Origin of the sequence: Arthrobacter sp. NicSoilB4 (genome assembly GCF_019977335.1) — a bacterium.
GTDB lineage: Bacteria > Actinomycetota > Actinomycetes > Actinomycetales > Micrococcaceae > Arthrobacter.
The window spans coordinates 3,814,811-3,833,406 of record NZ_AP024653.1 but is presented as its reverse complement, the minus strand read 5'-3'; the positions used below and the strand labels follow the sequence as shown (position 1 = coordinate 3,833,406).

Sequence of the window (18,596 nt, the reverse complement as noted above, 5' to 3'; positions counted from 1 at the left end):
GCGCCGGCCCGCGCTGCCTAGCTGGACGAGTCGGTCTTGGCGATGTAAACGTCGCAGGGAGCGTTGTGGGCCACGGAGTTGGCAACGCTTCCGAGCACGCGGCCCAGCCCCTGCATCCGCCGGTTGCCGACCACGATCAGCTGGGCACCGGAGCGCGCCGCTTCGTCGATCAGGGCCTCGGCCGGTTTGCCCCGGGCGGCCGCGTAGGTGACATGGAGTGCAGGGGTGCGCAGGCTGTCGGCGACGCTTCGGGCGACCTTCTCCGCGTCACCCGCGTCGGAAACGATCCACTTGTCGCTGCCGCTGCCGTAGACCTCGGTCCTGTCGCTGTCGAAGGCGCTGACCACGTGGAGGGTCGCCCCGAGCGAAGCGGCCAGGTCACGGGCGGTGTGCGCGGCCTTCAGGGCAGTCTCGCTGCCATCAACACCGACAACAATAATTCCGGTCATGAATTGCTCCTTGAGGTCAACGAACGGCTGGCCATGCACCAGACTCAGGCTACAGCGCGGTGATGGCTTCCCGCAGGACCGGTGCCAGCCGGCGGACTCCTTCGCGGATGGACTCCGGCGGGACGGCGCTGAACGCCAGCCGGATCTTGTTGGAGGGATCATCGGAGTGGGTGAATGCCGCCCCCGGAATGAAGACCACCCCGGCGTCGATTGCCTTTTTCAGCAGTGGGTATGTGTCCACGCCCTCGGGAAGGGTGACCCAGACAAAGAATCCGCCTTCCGGTCGGGTCCAACTCAGGCCCGCCGGCATGTACTCGTCAAGGGCGGCCAGCATCGCGTCGCAGCGTTCCTTGTACAGCCCCCGGTAGGTCTCGATCTGCCCGCGCCAGTCGTAGTCGCGGAGGTAGGCGGAGACCAGCATCTGGTTGAGGGTGGGCGGGCACAGGGTGACAGCCTCTGAAGCGAGGTAGTAGCGGCGCTGCAGGTGTGCCGGGACGAGGGCCCAGCCGATCCGGAGGCCCGGCGCGAAGATCTTCGAGAAGGACCCCATGTAGATCACGTCGTCCGGGTTGGCGGCCCGCAACGGGGTGAGGGGCTTGCCGTCGAACCGGAGGAGCCCGTAGGGGTTGTCCTCCAGCACCAAAATATTCGCATTTCGGCATATATCCACGACCTGCTGCCGCCGCTCGGCGGACAGGGTGATGCCGGACGGGTTGTTGAAGCTCGGGATCGTGTACAGGAACTTAACGTTCTTGCCGGCCGTCTGCAGGGCGGCGATCTTGGCCTCAAGGAGGTCCGGGACAATGCCGTCGCCGTCCATCGGCACGGTGGCGACCTCGACCTGGTAGGCCTCGAACGTATTCAGGGCGCCGACGTAGGTGGGGTCCTCGACCAGGACCACGTCGCCGGGGTTGCAGAAGACTTTGGTCGCGACGTCCTGGGCGGACTGTGAACCCGCGGTGATCACCACGTTTTCCGGTTTGGCGTCCAGGATCCCTTCGGCGGCCATGACTTCGCAGATCTGGGTCCGGAGCTCCTCGGTGCCCTGCCCGCCGCCGTACTGCAGTGCGGTCATGCCCTGTTCGGCGACGATCTTCGCGGCGGTCTGGCCGAGCCGTTCCAGCGGCAGTGACTGGAGGTACGGGCTTCCGCCGGCCAGGGAAACCAGGCCGGGGCGCATCGAGATGTCGAAGACATCGCGGACTGCCGATTGCTTGATATTTGCTGCGCGCTCCGAGAACAGGTCCTCGTGGCGGTGGGCGGACGTAGCCGCACGTTCGATTGCGTCAATTGCCTCGGCCGGAAGTACTTCTGCGGCGGCATCAAGTGTTTCGTGGGTCACATCTCCCAGAATACAACCCTTGTTGTTACAGGGGAAACTTTTGTTTCCAAGTCCGCCGGAAAGTCGAGCCGAAAGGCGTCCCGACGCGGAACACCCCCGCGCGGAGGACCGTGCGGGGGTGTCCGGTGTTTCCGGCAGTGCGCGAGGCTAGGCCGCGGCGACCGTGCGGGATTCTTCCAGCGCAGTGAAGACGCCCTTGATCTGTTCGACGACCTCGGCGTCGTCCTTCGGGTGGACTTCGGCGAAGCGGACCATGGAGCCCGGCACGGCCAGCTTGACGTTCTCCAGGACCTGGGCGCCGGCGATGCCGACGGCCTTGCGGGCCTCATCCTGGGCCCACACGCCGCCGAACTGGCCGAAGGCGGTGCCGACAACGGCGGTCGGCTTGCCGCTGAGGGCGCCCGCGCCGAAGGGGCGTGACAGCCAGTCGATGGCGTTCTTGAGCGAGGCGGGGACCGTGCCGTTGTGCTCCGGGGTGACCAGGAGCAGGGTGTCGGCGTCGCTCGCGGCGGCGCGCAGGGCGGCTGCGGCAGCCGGGACCTGGCCCTCGACGTCGATGTCCTCGTTGTAGAACGGGATGTTGCCGAGGCTGTCGTGAATCAGCACCTCAACCTGCTCCGGGGCGTTCAGCTGGATGGCTTCGGCCAGCTTCTGGTTGGTGGAATCGGCGCGCAGGCTGCCGACCAGGGTGAGTACGGTGGTCTTGGACATGTGAACTCCTAGGTGTCGCGCCGCGGGTGGTCCTGCGGTTGGCTGAATATGGAGGCTTTTTCGGCCTTCGCAGATCAAAACGGACTGCGGTCCGCTTCTATTCCCCGGGTCTAGAATGTGCGGTGTGAGCCTCATCCCAATCCGCCCGGGCCTGGAGCCTGAACGCCGCGACGCCGCACGGAACCGCGAACTGCTGCTCCGTGCCGCCCGCGAGCTAATCGAGGAATGCGGGGCCGACGGCCTCACCATGGGCACGCTGGCGCAGCGGGCCGGCGTGGGCAAGGGGACGGTGTTCCGGCGGTTCGGCAGCCGGGCGGGCCTCATGATGACGCTGCTGAGCGACGCGGAGGCCCAGTTCCAGGGGCGCTTTATGTTCGGCCCGCCGCCGCTCGGACCCGGCGCCCCGCCGCGGGAAAGGCTCATTGCCTTCGGTGAGGAGCGCATAGCCTGGGTGCTTGAATTTGGTGAGCTCGCCCGGGCCGCGGACGTGTCGGCCCACAACCGGTTCGACGTGCCGGCGGCAGTGCTCTGGCACCGGCACCTGGAGATGCTGCTGCGGGAAGCTGGCGTCACGACCGACCCCTGGCTGATGGCCACCTCGCTGAGCGCCGTCCTGGAGCCGGAGCGGATCCTGCATGCCGTCCGTGTGCACCAGATTGCCCCGCAGCGCCTCGCCGCGTCCTGGCGCGAGCTCGTCTCGCGCGTGGTGAGCGGAGCGTAGGCCACGCCGTCCCCGCCGGGCCGCGCCAAATCCATTCCCCTGAATTATTCATAACGATCTGATACCTGACTCGCGGAACGCCGGGGCGTGCGTCATTCGGCGGCAGTATCCATGTGATAGTTTCCTCTGGAATGTGACCTGCAACATAGTCCACAAGGACTCGCCGAAAGGCGCGCAGGCGGCCAGAAACCCGCTGGCCCAGATCCCGGATCGGCAGCGGTAATCCCCTGCCGGATGGGGACTACGGAAGGATCAAGTTGTGAATCTTGTCAAGAATCTTGCGCGCGCTGCGGCTGCATCAGCCGGTCCGGCAGGCACCGCACAGGCAACGGCGATCCAGAACTAGCCATCCCATGCTCCGATACCTCGCCAAGCGCGCCATCACGTATGTCTTCATGATCTTCCTGACCACCACTGCCGGGTATTTCCTGGCCGTGAACACCCTGCAGCCCGCGCTGTTGGAGCAGGAGCGGATCCCGCGGCCCACCCCCGAGCAGGTGGCCAACTCCTTCCGGCTGAAGGGCCTCGATCCGGAGCTCAGCGCCTGGGACCGCTATGTTGAGTGGCTCACGGCGATCGTCACCCGCTGGGACTGGGGACGCAGCCCGAACGGCGCGTTCATCAACGCCGAATTCGGCGACCGGGTGTGGATCTCCACGCGGCTGTTCCTAGCCTCCATCGTCCTGACCCTGATCATCGGCATCGCCCTGGGTGTCTACACGGCGGCCCGGCAGTACAAGGCCTCGGACCGGGTCATCACCTCCTACAGCTACCTCGTGTACATCGTGCCCGCGCCGATCGCCTACTTCCTGGTGCAGCTCGGTGCCATCAACATCAACGAGTCAGTCGGCGAACGCATCTTCTTTGTCACCGGCATTTCCACGCCGGGGCTTGAGGGCGACGGCTGGGCGCAATTCGTCGACATGCTGGCCCACTACGCAGTGCCGACCTTTGCCATCACGATCGTGGGCTGGGGCGCCTATCAGATCGCGCAGCGCCAATACCTACTGGACAACGTCAACGCCGACTTCGTCCGTACCGCGCGGGCCAAGGGGCTGACCCGCAACCAGGCCATCAGCCGGCACGCCCTGCGCGTGTCCTTCATCCCCGTAGCGCAAAGCATCGCCTTCACGATCCCGGCCATCTTCGCCGGCGGCTTCTTCGCCGAGAAGATCTTCGCCTGGCACGGCGTCGGATCCTGGAGCATCGATGCGATCGCCCTGCAGGACGTCAACGCCGCGACGGCGACCCTCGCCTACGGCTCCGTGATATTCGCGATCGGCGCCATCCTCGCGGACTTCGCCACCACCCTGGTCGACCCGAGAGTGCGGGTGCAGTAACCATGACAAACCTCAACACCATCGACCCGGCCGCCGTCGCCGGCGAGGCCAAGATCGAGAACAACGACGTCGTCATTGCGAAGTCCTCGATCATCCTCCGCCGCTTCCTGCGCAACAAAACAGCCGTCGTCGGCCTGGTCATCTTCCTGGCGCTGACCCTGTTCTCCTTCGTGGGCGGCTTCTTCACGAGCTGGGACAAGGAGACGATCGACCCCTTCAACATCGGCATGCCGCCGTCGTCCGAGCACCTGCTGGGCACCTCCCAGGCCGGAATCGACCTCTACGCCCTCACAGTCGAAGGCACCCGGATCTCGATCCTGATCGGCCTCGTCGTCGGCCTCGTCTCGGTCCTGATCGCCGCCGTGTACGGCTGCACCATGGCCTACTTCGGCGGGAAGGTGGACAAGGTGATGCTGTTTGCCCTCGAAGCCCTGATCATGATGCCGGCCCTGCTGGTCGTCGCCGTGGCCACGAGCGGCGGCGGCAACGGACTTCAGAAAAGCCTGCCCAGCTGGCTGCTACTGATCATCGTCCTGCTGGTCTTCAGCTGGATGGGCACAGCCCGCCTCATCCGCTCGCTCTCGATGTCCCTGATGTCGCGCGACTTCGTCAAGGCGGCCCAGTATATGGGGATCCCGCCGCGGCGCATCGTCTGGCGGCACCTCGTCCCGAACATCGGCTCGCTCCTCGTCCTCGACATCACCCGCGGCATCACCGGCGCGATCCTGGCCGAGGTGGCGTTCTCCTTCATCGGCATTGGCATCAAGGTCCCCGATGTCAGCCTGGGCGTGCTGATCGGCCAGGCCACCTCCCAGGTCTCCACCTTCCCGTGGATGTTCTGGGTCCCGCTGACCGTCATGTTCCTGCTGACCGGTTCGCTCGCCATGATGAACGACGGCTTGCGTGACGCGTTCGATCCGAGCTCCAGCTCCGTCGGCAGCGCCAAGAAGAAGGGCCTGACCGGCAAGACACAGAAGAGGGCCGCATGAGCCACGAAATGACCGCCAGCGCCGAATCGTCCGAACTCTCCGCTGTTGAGCGCCTGCACGTCGCCGGGCTGCACGCCCCAGGTGATGCCCCGGCGGATGCCGTACTCTCCGTCCGGGACCTGAACGTCCGCTTCAACACGGAGAACGGCGTGGTGCACGCAGTCCGCGGCATCGACTTCGACCTCCGCGCCGGCAAGACCCTGGGCATTGTGGGCGAGTCGGGCTCCGGGAAGTCCGTCACCTCCATGGCCATCCTGGGACTCCTGCCGGACACCGCCCAAGTCACCGGCTCCGTCCGGCTCCAGGGCAAGGAACTCCTGGGACTCAGCGACAAGGCCATGTGCCGGCACCGCGGCAACGACATCGCCATGGTCTTCCAGGATCCGCTGTCCTCCCTGACCCCCGTCTACACGGTGGGCACCCAGATCATCGAGGCGCTCACGGTCCACAACCCCACCATGAGCAAGCAGGCCAAGGAAGCGCGCGCTGCCGAGCTGCTCGGCATGGTGGGAATCCCCAGCCCCAAGGACCGGCTCAAGGCCTTCCCGCATGAGTTCTCCGGCGGCATGCGCCAGCGCGTCATGATCGCCATCGCGATCGCCAACAACCCGCGCGTGCTGATCGCCGATGAGCCGACGACGGCGCTCGACGTCACCATCCAGGCGCAGGTCCTCGAGGTGCTGCACACCGCCCAGGAGGAAACCGGCGCCGCCGTCGTGATGATCACCCATGATCTGGGTGTCGTCGCCGGCATGGCCGACGACATCATGGTGATGTACGCCGGCAAGCCGGTGGAGACCGGCAGCGTCGACGACATCTACTACAACCCGCGGATGCCCTACACGATGGGCCTGCTCGGCGCCGTGCCGCGCGTCGACGTGGCGGAGAAGTCCTCGCTGGTGCCGATCGAAGGCATCCCGCCGAACCTCATCCACACCCCCACGGGCTGTTCCTTCGCGCCGCGCTGCCCGCTGGTCAGCGACGCCTGCCTGCAGGGCGAACCGGAGCTGTGGCCCGTCGCCGGGGAGAACCTCGACGGCGGACTGCCGCACCAGGCCGCCTGCATCAAGACCGACTCCCTCGGCCTTGAAGTGGACGTCCGCGAGGTCTTCAAAGCCCCGGCCGTGCCGGTGTCCCGATTCGACGCGATCCCGCGCGCGGAACGCCGGACCGTGCTGGAGCTCCGGGACGTCAAGAAGCACTTCCCGCTGCTGAAGGGCGCCCTGATCAAGCGGCGGATCGGCACCGTCAAGGCGGTGGACGGGCTGAGCTTCGACATCCGCGAGGGCGAGTGCTTCTCGATCGTCGGCGAGTCCGGCTGCGGCAAGACCACCACCCTGCTGGAAATCATGGAGTTCCACAAGGACCAGGACGGCGAGGTTGTCATCGGCGGCCTCAGCAACAAGGAAGCCGCGGACGCCAGGACCAAGAGCGCCATGCGCAAGGAACTCCAGATGGTGTTCCAGGACCCCACCGGTGCCCTCGATCCGCGTTTCACCGTCTTTGAGGTGCTCTCGGAGCCGCTTGAGAACGCGGGCATGGCCAAGCCCCAGATCCGGAAACGGATCATGGAGCTGATGGAGCTCGTGGGCCTCCAGCCGGACCACGTCAACCGCTTCCCCAACCAGTTCTCCGGCGGCCAGCGCCAGCGCATCGGCATTGCCCGCGCCCTCGCCGTGAACCCCAAGCTCGTGGTCCTGGACGAGCCGGTGTCCGCCCTGGACGTGTCCGTCCAGGCCGGCGTGATCAACCTTTTGGACCAGCTCCGCGCGGAACTCGGGCTGAGCTACCTTATGGTGGCCCACGACCTGTCCGTGGTGCGGCACATCTCCAACCGGGTGGCCGTGATGTACCTCGGCAAGATCGTGGAGATCGGCGACGTGGACAGCGTCTTCGACAACCCGCGCCACCCCTACACCCGGGCCCTGCTCTCCGCGATTCCGGTCCCGGACCCCGTGCTGGAACGCACCCGCGAACGCATCATCCTGCAAGGGGACCTGCCGTCGCCGCTCGAAGCCCCCAAGGGCTGCAACTTCGCCACCCGCTGCCCGGTCTTCGCGGCACTGCCGCCGGCGCGGCAGGAGAAATGCCTGACCATGGAACCGCCGCTGCAGACAGCGGCTTCCGCCACACCGGCCCCCGGCCGTCGGGCCGCGCAGACGGCCCCCACAGACCAGCAATTCGCCTGTTTCTACCCGGACGGCGAACTGGACGCGGACATGCTCGTTGTCCACGAAACCATCTGACCTACCAGTCACACGCAGCACAAACTCGCACCAAAAATGGAATGAAGGGGAACACATGAAGAATCTGACCAAGATCGGCGGCGTTACCGCCGTCGTGGCAGCGCTTGCGCTCACCGCTTGTGGCGGTGGCGGCGGCGCCGCAACGGGTCCCGAGGCAGGCAAGGGCCAGGACGCAGGCAGCGACCTGGCCAAGCTCGTCAGCATCAACGCCAAGGACGCCAAGGACCTGCAGCCGGGCGGCACCATCACCCTGCCGCTGGGCAACATCGGTCCGGACTTCAACGGCTTCTCCAACAACGGCAACAGCGCGGACAACACCGCCCTGCACCGCCCCATCGACCAGGCAGGCACATGGGGCTGCTGGAACTTCGACTTCGACGGCACCGCCACGCCGAACAAGGATTTCTGCGAAGACGTCAAGAGCGAGGTCAAGGACGGCAAGCAGACCATCACCATCAAGGTGAACGAGAAGGCCACCTACAACGACGGCACGCCGATCGACGTCAAGGCTTTCGAGAACACCTGGAACATGCTCAAAGGTGAAAACAAGGACATCGACATCGTCAGCTCCGGCGCGTACGAGTTCGTTGAATCCGTCAAGGCCGGTTCCAGCAACAAAGAAGTCATTGTCACCACCACCCAGCCGGTCTACCCGCTGGACTCCCTCTTCACCGGCCTGATCCACCCGGCCGTGAACACCCCGGCGATCTTCAACGAAGGCTTCACCGGCGACATGCACCCGGAGTGGATGGCCGGCCCGTTCAAGGTGGGCCAGTACGACAGCGCCGCCAAGACGGTCACCCTCGCCCAGAACGACAAGTGGTGGGGCAACAAGCCCGTCCTGGAAAAGGTCGTCTTCCGCCAGCTTGAGAGCAGCGCCGCAATCGCCGCCTTCAAGAACGGTGAAATCGACGGCGTTTCCGCCAACACCATCACCCCGTACAAGCAGCTCGACGGCACGAAGAACTCCGAGATCCGCCGCGGCCAGCGCCTCTTCGCCGGCGGCCTAAACCTCAACGCCCAGAAGGCGCCGCTGACCGACGTCGCGATCCGCAAGGCGATCTTCACCGCCGTCGACCGCGAAGCGCTGCGCAAGGTCCGCTTCAACGGCCTGAACTGGGAAGAAACCAGCTCCGGATCGATGATGCTGCTGCCGTTCTCCAAGTACTACCAGGACAACTACCCGGTCAAGGAAACCGGCGCCGAGGCCGCCAAGAAGGTCCTCACCGACGCCGGCTACAAGGCCAACGCCGCAGGCATCATGGAGAAGGACGGCGTTCCCGCCGCCTTCAAGATCAGCAACTTCGGTGACGATCCCACCACCCTGGCCTTCGCGCAGACCCTGCAGAACCAGCTCAAGGCCGGCGGCATGGACGTCGGCATCGACCAGCGGGCTTCCGCCGACTTCGGCAAGGTCCTGGGCAGCCGCGACTTCTTCATGAGCGTCTCCGGCTACACCGTGGGCCCGGACGCGACCGACTCCGTGAAGCAGTTCTACGATTCCAAGACGAACGAGAACGAACTGGGCGACGCCGAGCTGGACGCCGAAATCAAGAAGCTCTCCACCATTGCCGACAACGCCGAGCGCAACAAGGCAGCCATGGAAGTTGAAAAGAAGCACATGGAGAAGTACTTCTCCATGGGTGTCGTTATGAACGGTCCGCAGATCTCCTTCGTGCGCACCGGCCTGGCCAACTACGGCCCGTCCCTGTTCAAGAGCCTGTCCCAGGTTCCGGACTGGACCACCATCGGCTGGGAAAAGAAGTAGTCCCAGCGAATAGGACCAGCTGAAACGGCAAGGCCGGCACCCCGTGGCTTCCAGGGGTGCCGGCCTTCGCCGCTTAATGCGGCGTGGGACGGGGCGCGCGGGAGTAGCGTTGGAGCCATGACAAATGACTCCCGGCCCATCCGAGCTGCCGTGGCCGGCTTCGGCCTCTCGGGCAGCGTCTTCCACGCCCCCCTCCTCGCGGCCAACCCCGCGTACTCGCTCGACGTGATCTCCACGTCCGACGCCGGCCGGCAGTCCGCCGCAACCGCCCGGTACCCCGGCGCCCGGATCGTGGACACCCCCGCGGACATTCTTGGGCTCGCCGGTGAACTGGACCTGCTGGTCCTCGGAACCCCGCCGGCCACGCACTACCCGCTCGCGAAGGCCGCGCTGGAAGCCGGGCTCGACGTCGTCGTCGACAAGCCCTTTACCGTGCGCAGCGCAGAAGGCGAGGAGCTCATCCGGCTCGCAGAGCGGCTGGGCCGGGTCCTCACGGTCTTCCAGAACCGGCGCTGGGACGGCGACTACTTGACCGTCCGCGGGCTGCTGGACAGCGGCGCCCTCGGCGCCGTCGCGCGGTTCGAATCCCGCTTTGAGCGCTGGTCCCCGACAGTCGCCAAGGCCTGGAAAGCAGAGGCGACGGCGGACGACGGCGGCGGCGTGCTGTTCGACCTCGGAACCCACCTGCTGGACCAGGCCCTAGAGCTCTTCGGACCCGCCACGGTCACGCACGCGGAACTGGCGGCGCGCCGGGAGGGCGAAAAGACAGACGACGACGTCTTCCTCGCCCTGCGGCACGAATCCGGCGTGACAAGCCATCTGTGGATGAACATGCTCTGCGCCCAGCAGGGACCGCGGTTCCGGCTGCTGGGCAGCGACGGCGCCTTCACCAAGCACGGGATCGACCCGCAGGAACCCTTCATCGTGGCCGGCGGCAGCCCGCTGGATGCCGATTACGGGATCGAGGACCGGGACTGGGCCGGGCTGCTCGGCCGGGACGGGCACCTGGACCGGCTGCCCACCGAGCGCGGCGCCTACCCGGAGTTCTACCGGATCCTGGCAGAGAAGATCAGCGGCGGCGGGGCGGGATCGGCACTGCCGGTCCCCGTGGACCCGGCCGGGCCCGTGGAGGTGCTGCGGCTGATCGAGCAGGCCCGGGCGCTGGTTTAAGGGGGGCAACAGCAGACTCATTTGCCCACAGGACTTCACAACTGTAACTTGCGTCACTATGGTCTAAGCCGTGGGTCTTCACCAATCTTGCTCGGGTGAACCCCGGAAGCGGCCCTCGGCAACGACGCCCTCGGCCGATTGGAAAGCGAACCCAGTGCGGCCGGCCGCTATCGTGTCCTGCTGCCCTGGCAGAAATGGAGCAGCATGATGCAAAAACTCAAAAGGCTCGTTGCACCGCTGAGCACAGTAACCCTTGCCGTGGGCTTGTTGGCCGGCGCGGCCTATCCTGCCGCGTCCGCCGAGACCCCCGCCGGCGCAATGCAGAACTACGTTGTCCTGTACAAGGCCAACGGTGTTTCGGAGTCCTCGCTGAAGTCGGTCGCCGCGGCCGGCGGAACCGTGGTCCACAGCTACCCGGAAATCGGAGTGGCGATCGTGAAGTCGGACCGAGCCGGCTTCGGCCCGGCCCTGAAGGCCCGGGACGGGTCGGTCCAGGGCGCCGCCTCCACGGCTGCCCTCGGCGTCGCCCTCGGCGACAGCGGCGCGGACGACGCCGCCCAGGCGCCTGTGGCACCGGGCGAGCCTGCCCCCGGAAACGACAATCTGTCAGCCCTGCAGTGGGACATGGACCAGATCCAGGCGCCCGCCGCCCGTGCCCTCAACGGCGGGAGTGCATCCGTGGTGGTCGGCGACATCGACACCGGCCTCGACTACACCCACCCCGACCTCGCCCCCAACGTCGACTTCGGCAAGAGTGTCTCCTGCGTCGGCGGCGTCCCCAACCAGTCCCCGTCCGCCTGGATGGACGACAACGGCCACGGCACGCACACCGCGGGAACCATCGCGGCCGCCAAGAACGGCATCGGCATGGTGGGCGTGGCGCCCAACGTGAAGATCGCCGGGATCAAGGCCGGCAACGCGGACGGCTTCTTCTACCCTGAAGCCATTGTCTGCTCCTTTATGTGGGCAGCCGCCCAGGGCATCCAAGTCACCAACAACAGCTACTTCGCGGACCCCTACCTCTTCAACTGCAAGAACGACCCCGAGCAGCGCGCGATCTGGGAAGCCGAACGCCGGGCCATCCGCTTCGCCCAGCAGAGCGGCACCACGGTGGTCGCTGCCCAGGGCAATTTCTCGGACGACCTCGCCCACCCCACCCGCGATGTCATGAGCCCGGACAACTACACGCCGGTTTCGCGTGAGATCAGCAACGCCTGCGCCGTGGTCCCGGTGGAGGTTGCCGGCGTGATCGGTGTGACGGCAAACGGCAACAAGGGCTTCAAGTCCTACTATTCAAGCTATGGCGTGGGCAGTGCCGACGTCGTGGCTCCCGGCGGCGACCGCCGCCTGCAGGTCACTCCGGCTGCCGTGAACGGGCGCGTCCTGTCCACCTGGCCGGCGTCCGCACCGTGCGCCGCATCGCTCAAGGTGGTCGACGCCGGCGCAGCCTACTGCTATCTCCAGGGCACCTCGATGGCCTCCCCGCACGTGGCGGGCATTGCGGCCCTGGTGGTCAGTACCGGCGTCACAAACCCGGGCGCGGTGTCGGCGCGGATCAGCGGCACTGCCGACGGCGTCGCCTGCCCGGACACCGCGATGTACGCCCCGTTCCCGTCGGCGTCCAACGGTGCACCGCAGGTATGCCAGGGCGGCACGGGCAACAACGGCTTCTACGGCAAGGGCCAGGTGAACGCCCTCCGCGCGATCGGGGGTTAAACAGCAATCGACTGCTCCCAAACCGCCCTTTTGGGGGTCCAAAAGGGCGGTAACGGAGCAGTCGATGCGGTTTTAGCGGCTGGTTACGCGGAGACGAGCTCGTGCCAGTCGGCCACGAGGGGCAGGTTGTGCGCCTCGGAAACCGAGCGGTGCGCCACCTTGCCGCCGGCGATGTTGAGCCCGGCGGCGAGGGCGGCGTCGCGTTCGAAAGCGGCCTTGACGCCGAGGTTGGCCAGGGCGACGGCGTAGCGCAGGGTGACGTTGGTCAGTGCATACGTGGAGGTGTTCGGGACCGCGCCCGGCATGTTGGCAACGCAGTAGAAGATCGTGTTGTGGACCTTGTACGTCGGCTCTTGGTGCGTGGTGGGGTGCGTGTCCTCGAAGCAGCCGCCCTGGTCCACGGCGATGTCCACCAGCACGGAGCCGGGCTTCATGCGGGAGACGAGCTCGTTGGTGACCAGCTTCGGGGCCTTCGCGCCCGGGATCAGCACGGAGCCGATCACGAGGTCGGCATCCACAACCGACTTCTCGATCTCGTAGGCGTTGGAGGCAACGGTCTTCAGGCGGCCCTGGTACTGGGCATCCAGTTCGCGCAGGCGGTTGATGTTGATGTCCAGGATGGTGACGTCGGCGCCGAGCCCCAGGGCCATGGCGGCGGCGTTGGTGCCGGCAACGCCGGCGCCGAGGACAACCACCTTGGCCGGGCGGACACCCGGTACGCCGCCGAGCAGCACGCCCTTGCCGCCGGCCGGAGCCATCAGCGACGTGGCGCCGACCTGGACGGACAGGCGGCCCGCGACCTCGGACATCGGGGCGAGCAGCGGCAGGGCGCGGCCTTCCTGGACGGTCTCGTAGGCGATGGCGGTGACGCCACTGTTGATCAGGGCCTGGGTCAGCTCGGGCTCGGCCGCGAGGTGCAGGTAGGTGAAGAGGACCAGGCCCTTGCGGAAGCGGTGGTATTCGGCCTTGACCGGCTCCTTGACCTTCAGGACCATGTCGGCGCGCGCCCAGACGTCGTCGGCGTCGACGACGATCTCGGCGCCGGCGATGGCGTATTCCTCATCCGTGATGCCCGAGCCCAGGCCGGCGCCGCGCTCCACCAGGACCGAGTGGCCGTGGGTGCGGAACTCGTGGACGCCGGCAGCCGTGATGGCGACGCGGAATTCGTTGTTCTTGATCTCTTTGGGGACACCGATGATCATTTGGGGGGCTCCATTGCTGGCGGCCTTGTGGGCCTGGGTGTGTGGGATGTCGTACTTCCAGAATAAATCCGGCCGTGAGGCACGCGACAGGTCCGCCCGGGCGGCAGGGCCGGGATTCCGCGGAATTCCGGGCTTTTGCAAATAGCCGGCTGGACATTTGTCGAACGGGCAGGCGTCAGGTGTCGCCTGCTGTCCGTTGGGGTGGTGTTCGCCTCCGTATTCCCAACCGGGAAGGAAACGGCAGTAATGTGGCAGGATGCAGCAGCAGGACGTCGAACAGCTCGTGGAGCAGGTCGCATTGAAACTGGGCCGCGGCCTCTCCCTTGAGGATCTCGACGGACTGCTGCTCGCCTACAGCTCCAACCAGTCGCAGGCGGACCGGGTCCGGGTTAACTTCCTGCTCACCAAGCGCGTTGCGGTGGACGTGAGTGCCTGGCAGCTCTCGCACGGGATCGCGACGGCGGTGCGGCCTGTGGTGGTGCCGGCCAATGAGGAGCTCGGGATGCTGGGCCGCGTCTGCGTTCCCCTGCTGCTGCGCGGCTTCCGGGTGGGCTACCTCTGGGTCCAGCTCGAAGCCGACGAACCAAATGCGACGTCTGTCCTCGCCCAGCTGCCCGAGGTGGCCCGGGAGCTTGAGCAGCTCTCCGCCCTGCTGCTGGAATCCAACACCGCCGAATCCGAGTTCCGCCGCCGCCGCGAGCAGGAATTCCTGGCCGCCTGCCGTGGCGAGTCCAACGCCGTCGCGGCCGTGGGGGGCTGGAAGGAGGTCCAGGGCCGCGGGCCCTGGCAGCTCGTGACGGTGCTGGACGCCGACGGCTGGGCGGAGGGATCGGACCCGATCGCCTCCACGCTGATCCACCGTTCCGCGGCGCTGCAGGCCACCATCGGGGTGGACGCCGCCCTTTTCAGTGCGGGGACGGAGACCCACTCGGTCGTCTTGTTCAAGGAGTCCACCGGCCGGGCGGACCACGCCCAGGTGCTGGTCCATTACCAGCTGGAGCTGGCCAAACGGTCCGGCAGGGCGGTGCATCGGATCATCCTCGGAACCTCCGAGGGCTTCGCGCGGCCGCGGGAACTGGCGGACGCCTACCGGCAGTCCCGCCAGGCCGCCCAGGCGGCGGCCGTGGATCCCCAGCTGGGGGAACTGGTGGACTGCCGTGCCACCGGCATCTACCAGCTGCTGGCCTCGGCGGGCGGCGGGGCAGGGGCCTGGGCGGATGCGGGCTCGGTCTACTTCCGCCTTCTGGAGGACCACGATCGGAATCATGAACTGCTGCCCGTGCTGGAACTCTTCTACGACAACGACGGTTCGGTCCAGGAAGTGGCGGACAAGCTGCATCTGCACCGGAGCAGCATCTACAACCGGCTGGGCCGGATCCGGCAGCTGCTTGGGGTGGATCCGCTCAAGGGGATGGCGCGGCTGGAACTCCATGCGGCCCTGAAAGCGCGGCGCTGGGCGGACCGGCCCCGGATCTAGTCCGTCGCGATCAAGCCCCAGCCGGCGGTTTCAGTTGCCGCGGCCCTCGCGGTTGGGAGGTTCGGCGCCCAACGGGCGGTCCGGCTCTGACCCGGCCGCCTCTCGGGCGGCCTCGCGCGCTGTCTCCCGCGCTCTTTCTCTCCGGTGGCGAGAGATCCGGCTGTCCATCCACAGTGAAACAGCCACAAACGCCACGCAGCTGGACATAAAGGCTGCCGTATTGGTCAGCCCCATTGCGGTCCCGAGGATGCCGGTGAGCACCATGGCGGCAATGCCTGCCACGATGTGCCACCCTCTGAACTTACCCACAATCCAAGCGTAACCCCGGCCTTCCCCGCGTCTCCGCGCAGGGCCGGGATCGTTGTTTGATCCTTATCACGCCGTCACGAAGCATCCGCGGCCCCGTCATCCCCGTGGTCCGGTACATCGTCGGCGGTATTGTTCTTTTTCTGCTTTTCCAGCCAGGCCATGATGTCGGCGAGCCGGATCCGTCGGTGCGTGCCCCGGTATTCCACCGGTATTTCGCCGCGGTCCGTCATGTTCCGCAGGTAGGTGTGCGAGATGCCCGCCAGCTCCGCGGCCCTGGACGTGGTCAGCATTTCCTCCACACTGCTGACCGTCACCGCCTCACCCCGGCTGAAGCGCGCCAGAAGGTCGACGACGGCGTCCCGCGCCTGGTCCGGCAGCCGGTGCACGGTACCGTCGACGAACACTGTGATGTCATCGCTGCCGTTGAGGGCGTACTGGAGTTTCTGCGCGTCCTGGGCCGCAAGGGCGGCGGCCACCCGGGGAGCAATCAGTGTCATGGAGTGCATCCTAGCGCCCCGGGCGGGGGTCCGTGCTTCGGTTACAGGCCCAGGTCCTCGAGGACCGGCAGCTTGGCCCGGACCCAGGCGCGGGCCTCGGTGGCACTCGGTGCGGAGAGGGCCAGTTTGGCCAGCTCCTGCGCGTCGGCCAGGGTGACGGTCTTCAGCACCGCGGCCACGGCGGCGAGCGACCGGGCCGTCATGGACAGTGTCGAGACGCCGAGCCCGGTCAGGACGACGGCGAGGGCCGGGTCCGCGGCGGCCTCGCCGCAGACGCCGACGGGTTTGTTGTGGCCCTCCGCGACGGAACCCTCCACGGTCAGGCCCACCAGCCGCAGGACGGCCGGCTGCCAGGGAGTGTTGAGGGCGGCAAGCGGGCCGAGCTGGCGGTCGGCAGCCATCGCGTACTGGGTAAGGTCGTTTGTGCCCAGGCTCGCGAACCCGACCTCCCGGAGGATGGCCTCGGCGGTGAGCGCCGCCGACGGGACTTCCACCATGACTCCGGGGGTTTTAATCCCGGCCTCGGCGCACATAGTGGCGAACCGGGCGGCTTCCTCCGCGGTGGAAATCATCGGCGCCATCACCCAGACGTCCGCCTCGGATTCCTGCTCCGCCCGCGCGATGGCCTGCAGCTGGCGTTCCAGCACCCCCGGCGTCGTGAAATCGGTGCGGTAACCGCGCACGCCCAGGGCGGGGTTGGGTTCGGTGGCATCGGTGAGGAAGGGCAGCGGCTTGTCCGCGCCGGCGTCGAGCGTCCGGAGCACCACCTTCTTGCCCGGGAAGGCGTCGAAGACGCCCTTGTACGCGGCGGCCTGTTCGTCGACGGTGGGCTCGGTGTCGCGTTCGAGGAAGCAGAATTCGGTCCGGAAAAGGCCCACGCCCTGCGCGTTCAGCTTCGCCGCGGCCACGGCGTCCTTGGCTCCGCCGACATTGGCGAGCAGCGGCACCAGATGCCCGTCCGCCGTCGCGCCGGTGCCGTCAAAGTCGGCCAGCAGCGAGGCTGTGGCGGCCCAGTGTTCAGCGGCGGCCCGCTGGGAGTCATCCGGGTCCACGGCGATCAGGCCTGCCGCGCCGTCCACGTACACCTCTGTGCCGTCAGGAAGCTGGTCCACGCCGACGGCGGCGACGACGGCGGGGAGCCCCAGTGACCGGGCAATGATGGCTGTGTGGGACTGCGGTCCGCCGCCGGCGGTGAGCAGCGCAAGGATCTTCTCCGGATCCAGGGTGGCGGTATCCGCCGGTGCCAGGTCTTCGGCGATCAGGATGAACGGGGTGGGGGAGGACGGAATTCCCGGGGCCGGGACGCCGCGCAGCTCGGCCACGATCCGGGCCCGGACGTCCAGGACGTCGGTGGCGCGCTCCGCCATGTAGCCGCCCAGGTTGTGCAGCATTTCCGAGACTGAACCGCCGGCTTCCCAGATGGCCCGCTGGCCGGACGTGCCGCGGCCGATCAGTTTGGCCGCGGACTTCAGGAGCATGGTGTCCGTCGCCATGAGTGCCGTGGCCTCCAGGACCGCCTTCCCGTCGCCGCTGACCGTCTCGGCCCGGGCCTTCAGCTCATCGTGGACGGCCTTGGCGGCGGCCTTCAGGGCTGCCGTCGCATCCTCGGCTGTGACGCCGGCCGGCAACTGCTCCCCGGCCGGCGGTTCGCTGACGGGTTTGGGCATCTGGCGGATCGTTCCGATGATGCGGCCGGGGCTGACGCCTACTCCTGGGAAGTTCTGCACTGAAGGTCCTCATTTTCTGCCGTGGGCCGGTAAGCCATTAAGTCAGGTGACGCCGGGGCAGTCCGAACCGGGCAGGAGGTTCCTTCCCGGATCGTCCGGCGGGCCGGCCGACGGCTACGTCGGCAAGCGGATCCGGCACCTGAAAAAATTGTATGTGATGCACTTCATATAGCGTTGCTATAGGTGCTAGGGTAGCGGTTATGAGTTTCGATGGCCAGCTTCCGCCTAAGACGCGGCTGCTCCGTGCAGCCGCCGAGTTGCTGGCCAACTCCGCCGGGGGTGCCGTTTCCACCCGCCAGATCACGCAGCTGGCCGGCGTCACCGCGCCGACCCTCTATCACCATTTCGGTGACAAGGAGGGGCTGTTCGACGCAGTCGTCGCGGCAGGGTTTGAAGAGTATGTGGCGGGAGAACGCGACTTCGCGCCGTCCGGGCAGCCGCTGGAAGACATCCGGCGGATGTGGGACAACCACGTCCAGTTCGGGCTCAATCAGCCGGAACTGTACCTGGTCATGTTTGGCAATATCCGCCCCGAGAGCCGCCCGGCCGTCGTCGCCGACGCCGAGGGCCTCATGGAGGAAATGCTGAACAAGGCCGCCGTCGCCGGCCAGCTGAACGTCCCTCCGCGCGAGGCGGCCAGGAGCATCCTGGCGGCCAACGTGGGCGTGACGCTGATGCTGATCACGGAGAAGGCGCCCGAGCGCAACCTCGAGCTGTCCACCATGACCCGGGACGCCATGATCTTTGCGGTGTCCTCGGACCAGGCCAAGAACAGCGGCCCGGAGGACTCCGGGAAATCCTCCGTGGTGGTGGCGGCCATCGCCCTGAACGCGGCGCTGCAGTCATCGCACTCGGACCAGCTCTCCAGTTCGGAACTCAAGCTTTTCCTCGAATGGCTCCACCGGATCTCCACCAGCTCCACCAGCTAGCTC

16 protein-coding genes are annotated in these 18,596 nt (G+C 67.0%); 9 read left to right on the top strand and 7 right to left on the bottom strand.

Going from position 1 to position 18,596, the window contains the following annotated elements; all coding sequences use genetic code 11:
* Positions 1-17 precede the first annotated feature (17 nt).
* From LDO13_RS17590 to LDO13_RS17580, 3 genes are all read right to left on the bottom strand, one after another.
* Complete coding sequence (locus LDO13_RS17590) at positions 18-449, bottom strand: universal stress protein (RefSeq protein ID WP_224047944.1); 432 nt, start codon at positions 447-449, stop codon at positions 18-20.
* Between the two features lie 49 nt (positions 450-498).
* A complete protein-coding gene (locus LDO13_RS17585; protein ID WP_224047943.1) occupies positions 499-1,791 on the bottom strand; it encodes a PLP-dependent aminotransferase family protein in 1,293 nt (430 codons plus the stop codon).
* Positions 1,792-1,938: 147 nt separating this feature from the next.
* The gene (locus tag LDO13_RS17580) at positions 1,939-2,502 is read right to left on the bottom strand and encodes an NADPH-dependent FMN reductase (RefSeq protein WP_224047942.1); all 564 of its coding nucleotides are present in this window, start codon (positions 2,500-2,502) and stop codon (positions 1,939-1,941) included.
* Positions 2,503-2,626: 124 nt separating this feature from the next.
* Between LDO13_RS17580 and LDO13_RS17575 the strand changes: the two genes are divergently transcribed.
* From LDO13_RS17575 to LDO13_RS17545, 7 genes are all read left to right on the top strand, one after another.
* Positions 2,627-3,223 (top strand): TetR/AcrR family transcriptional regulator, encoded by a 597-nt coding sequence (locus LDO13_RS17575; RefSeq protein ID WP_224047941.1) that lies wholly within the window; start codon positions 2,627-2,629, stop codon positions 3,221-3,223.
* Between the two features lie 353 nt (positions 3,224-3,576).
* A complete protein-coding gene (locus tag LDO13_RS17570) occupies positions 3,577-4,563 on the top strand; it encodes an ABC transporter permease (RefSeq protein ID WP_224047940.1) in 987 nt (328 codons plus the stop codon).
* 2 nt (positions 4,564-4,565) lie between these two features.
* A complete protein-coding gene (locus tag LDO13_RS17565) occupies positions 4,566-5,552 on the top strand; it encodes an ABC transporter permease (RefSeq protein WP_224047939.1) in 987 nt (328 codons plus the stop codon).
* The gene (locus LDO13_RS17560) at positions 5,549-7,798 is read left to right on the top strand and encodes an ABC transporter ATP-binding protein (protein WP_224047938.1); all 2,250 of its coding nucleotides are present in this window, start codon (positions 5,549-5,551) and stop codon (positions 7,796-7,798) included. The genes LDO13_RS17565 and LDO13_RS17560 overlap by 4 nt, the downstream gene beginning before the upstream one ends.
* A 55-nt stretch (positions 7,799-7,853) precedes the next feature.
* Positions 7,854-9,566: an ABC transporter family substrate-binding protein gene (locus tag LDO13_RS17555; protein WP_224047937.1), complete on the top strand. Its 1,713-nt coding sequence runs from the start codon at positions 7,854-7,856 to the stop codon at positions 9,564-9,566.
* A gap of 117 nt (positions 9,567-9,683) precedes the next feature.
* On the top strand, positions 9,684-10,736 hold the full coding sequence (locus tag LDO13_RS17550) for a Gfo/Idh/MocA family oxidoreductase (RefSeq protein ID WP_224047936.1): 1,053 nt from the start codon (positions 9,684-9,686) through the stop codon (positions 10,734-10,736).
* Positions 10,737-10,940: 204 nt separating this feature from the next.
* Positions 10,941-12,452, top strand: a complete 1,512-nt coding sequence (locus tag LDO13_RS17545; protein ID WP_224047935.1) for a S8 family serine peptidase — start codon at positions 10,941-10,943, stop codon at positions 12,450-12,452.
* 83 nt (positions 12,453-12,535) lie between these two features.
* Here LDO13_RS17545 and ald read toward each other — a convergent pair whose 3' ends face one another.
* Positions 12,536-13,654 carry an alanine dehydrogenase gene (gene ald, locus LDO13_RS17540; RefSeq protein WP_224047934.1) on the bottom strand — a complete coding sequence of 373 codons (1,119 nt, stop codon included), beginning with the start codon at positions 13,652-13,654 and terminating at the stop codon, positions 12,536-12,538.
* Positions 13,655-13,910: 256 nt separating this feature from the next.
* Here ald and LDO13_RS17535 point away from each other — a divergent pair, with 256 nt between their 5' ends.
* A complete protein-coding gene (locus LDO13_RS17535) occupies positions 13,911-15,131 on the top strand; it encodes a PucR family transcriptional regulator (protein ID WP_224047933.1) in 1,221 nt (406 codons plus the stop codon).
* 30 nt (positions 15,132-15,161) lie between these two features.
* On the opposite strand, the gene LDO13_RS17530 is transcribed toward LDO13_RS17535, so the two are convergent.
* The 3 genes from LDO13_RS17530 to ptsP all read right to left on the bottom strand — a co-directional run bounded on the left by LDO13_RS17530 (position 15,162) and on the right by ptsP (position 17,664).
* Positions 15,162-15,440, bottom strand: a complete 279-nt coding sequence (locus LDO13_RS17530) for a hypothetical protein (RefSeq protein WP_224047932.1) — start codon at positions 15,438-15,440, stop codon at positions 15,162-15,164.
* Positions 15,441-15,514: 74 nt separating this feature from the next.
* Positions 15,515-15,937, bottom strand: a complete 423-nt coding sequence (locus LDO13_RS17525; protein ID WP_224047931.1) for a helix-turn-helix domain-containing protein — start codon at positions 15,935-15,937, stop codon at positions 15,515-15,517.
* 41 nt (positions 15,938-15,978) lie between these two features.
* Positions 15,979-17,664 carry a phosphoenolpyruvate--protein phosphotransferase gene (gene ptsP / locus LDO13_RS17520; protein WP_224047930.1) on the bottom strand — a complete coding sequence of 562 codons (1,686 nt, stop codon included), beginning with the start codon at positions 17,662-17,664 and terminating at the stop codon, positions 15,979-15,981.
* 200 nt (positions 17,665-17,864) lie between these two features.
* Between ptsP and LDO13_RS17515 the strand changes: the two genes are divergently transcribed.
* Positions 17,865-18,593: a TetR/AcrR family transcriptional regulator gene (locus LDO13_RS17515; protein WP_224047929.1), complete on the top strand. Its 729-nt coding sequence runs from the start codon at positions 17,865-17,867 to the stop codon at positions 18,591-18,593.
* The last annotated feature ends 3 nt before the right edge of the window (positions 18,594-18,596 follow it).

What these genes read in the sequence shown, in the direction of transcription:
- LDO13_RS17580 (WP_224047942.1), bottom strand. Translation starts at nt 2,502, where the DNA reads ATGTCCAAGACCACCGTACTCACCCTGGTCGGCAGCCTGCGCGCCGAT.
- LDO13_RS17535 (WP_224047933.1), top strand. Translation starts at nt 13,911, where the DNA reads ATGCAGCAGCAGGACGTCGAACAGCTCGTGGAGCAGGTCGCATTGAAA.
- LDO13_RS17565 (WP_224047939.1), top strand. Translation starts at nt 4,566, where the DNA reads ATGACAAACCTCAACACCATCGACCCGGCCGCCGTCGCCGGCGAGGCC.
- LDO13_RS17555 (WP_224047937.1), top strand. Translation starts at nt 7,854, where the DNA reads ATGAAGAATCTGACCAAGATCGGCGGCGTTACCGCCGTCGTGGCAGCG.
- LDO13_RS17550 (WP_224047936.1), top strand. Translation starts at nt 9,684, where the DNA reads ATGACAAATGACTCCCGGCCCATCCGAGCTGCCGTGGCCGGCTTCGGC.
- ald (WP_224047934.1), bottom strand. Translation starts at nt 13,654, where the DNA reads ATGATCATCGGTGTCCCCAAAGAGATCAAGAACAACGAATTCCGCGTC.
- LDO13_RS17525 (WP_224047931.1), bottom strand. Translation starts at nt 15,937, where the DNA reads ATGACACTGATTGCTCCCCGGGTGGCCGCCGCCCTTGCGGCCCAGGAC.
- LDO13_RS17515 (WP_224047929.1), top strand. Translation starts at nt 17,865, where the DNA reads ATGAGTTTCGATGGCCAGCTTCCGCCTAAGACGCGGCTGCTCCGTGCA.
- LDO13_RS17570 (WP_224047940.1), top strand. Translation starts at nt 3,577, where the DNA reads ATGCTCCGATACCTCGCCAAGCGCGCCATCACGTATGTCTTCATGATC.
- LDO13_RS17545 (WP_224047935.1), top strand. Translation starts at nt 10,941, where the DNA reads ATGATGCAAAAACTCAAAAGGCTCGTTGCACCGCTGAGCACAGTAACC.
- LDO13_RS17590 (WP_224047944.1), bottom strand. Translation starts at nt 449, where the DNA reads ATGACCGGAATTATTGTTGTCGGTGTTGATGGCAGCGAGACTGCCCTG.
- LDO13_RS17560 (WP_224047938.1), top strand. Translation starts at nt 5,549, where the DNA reads ATGAGCCACGAAATGACCGCCAGCGCCGAATCGTCCGAACTCTCCGCT.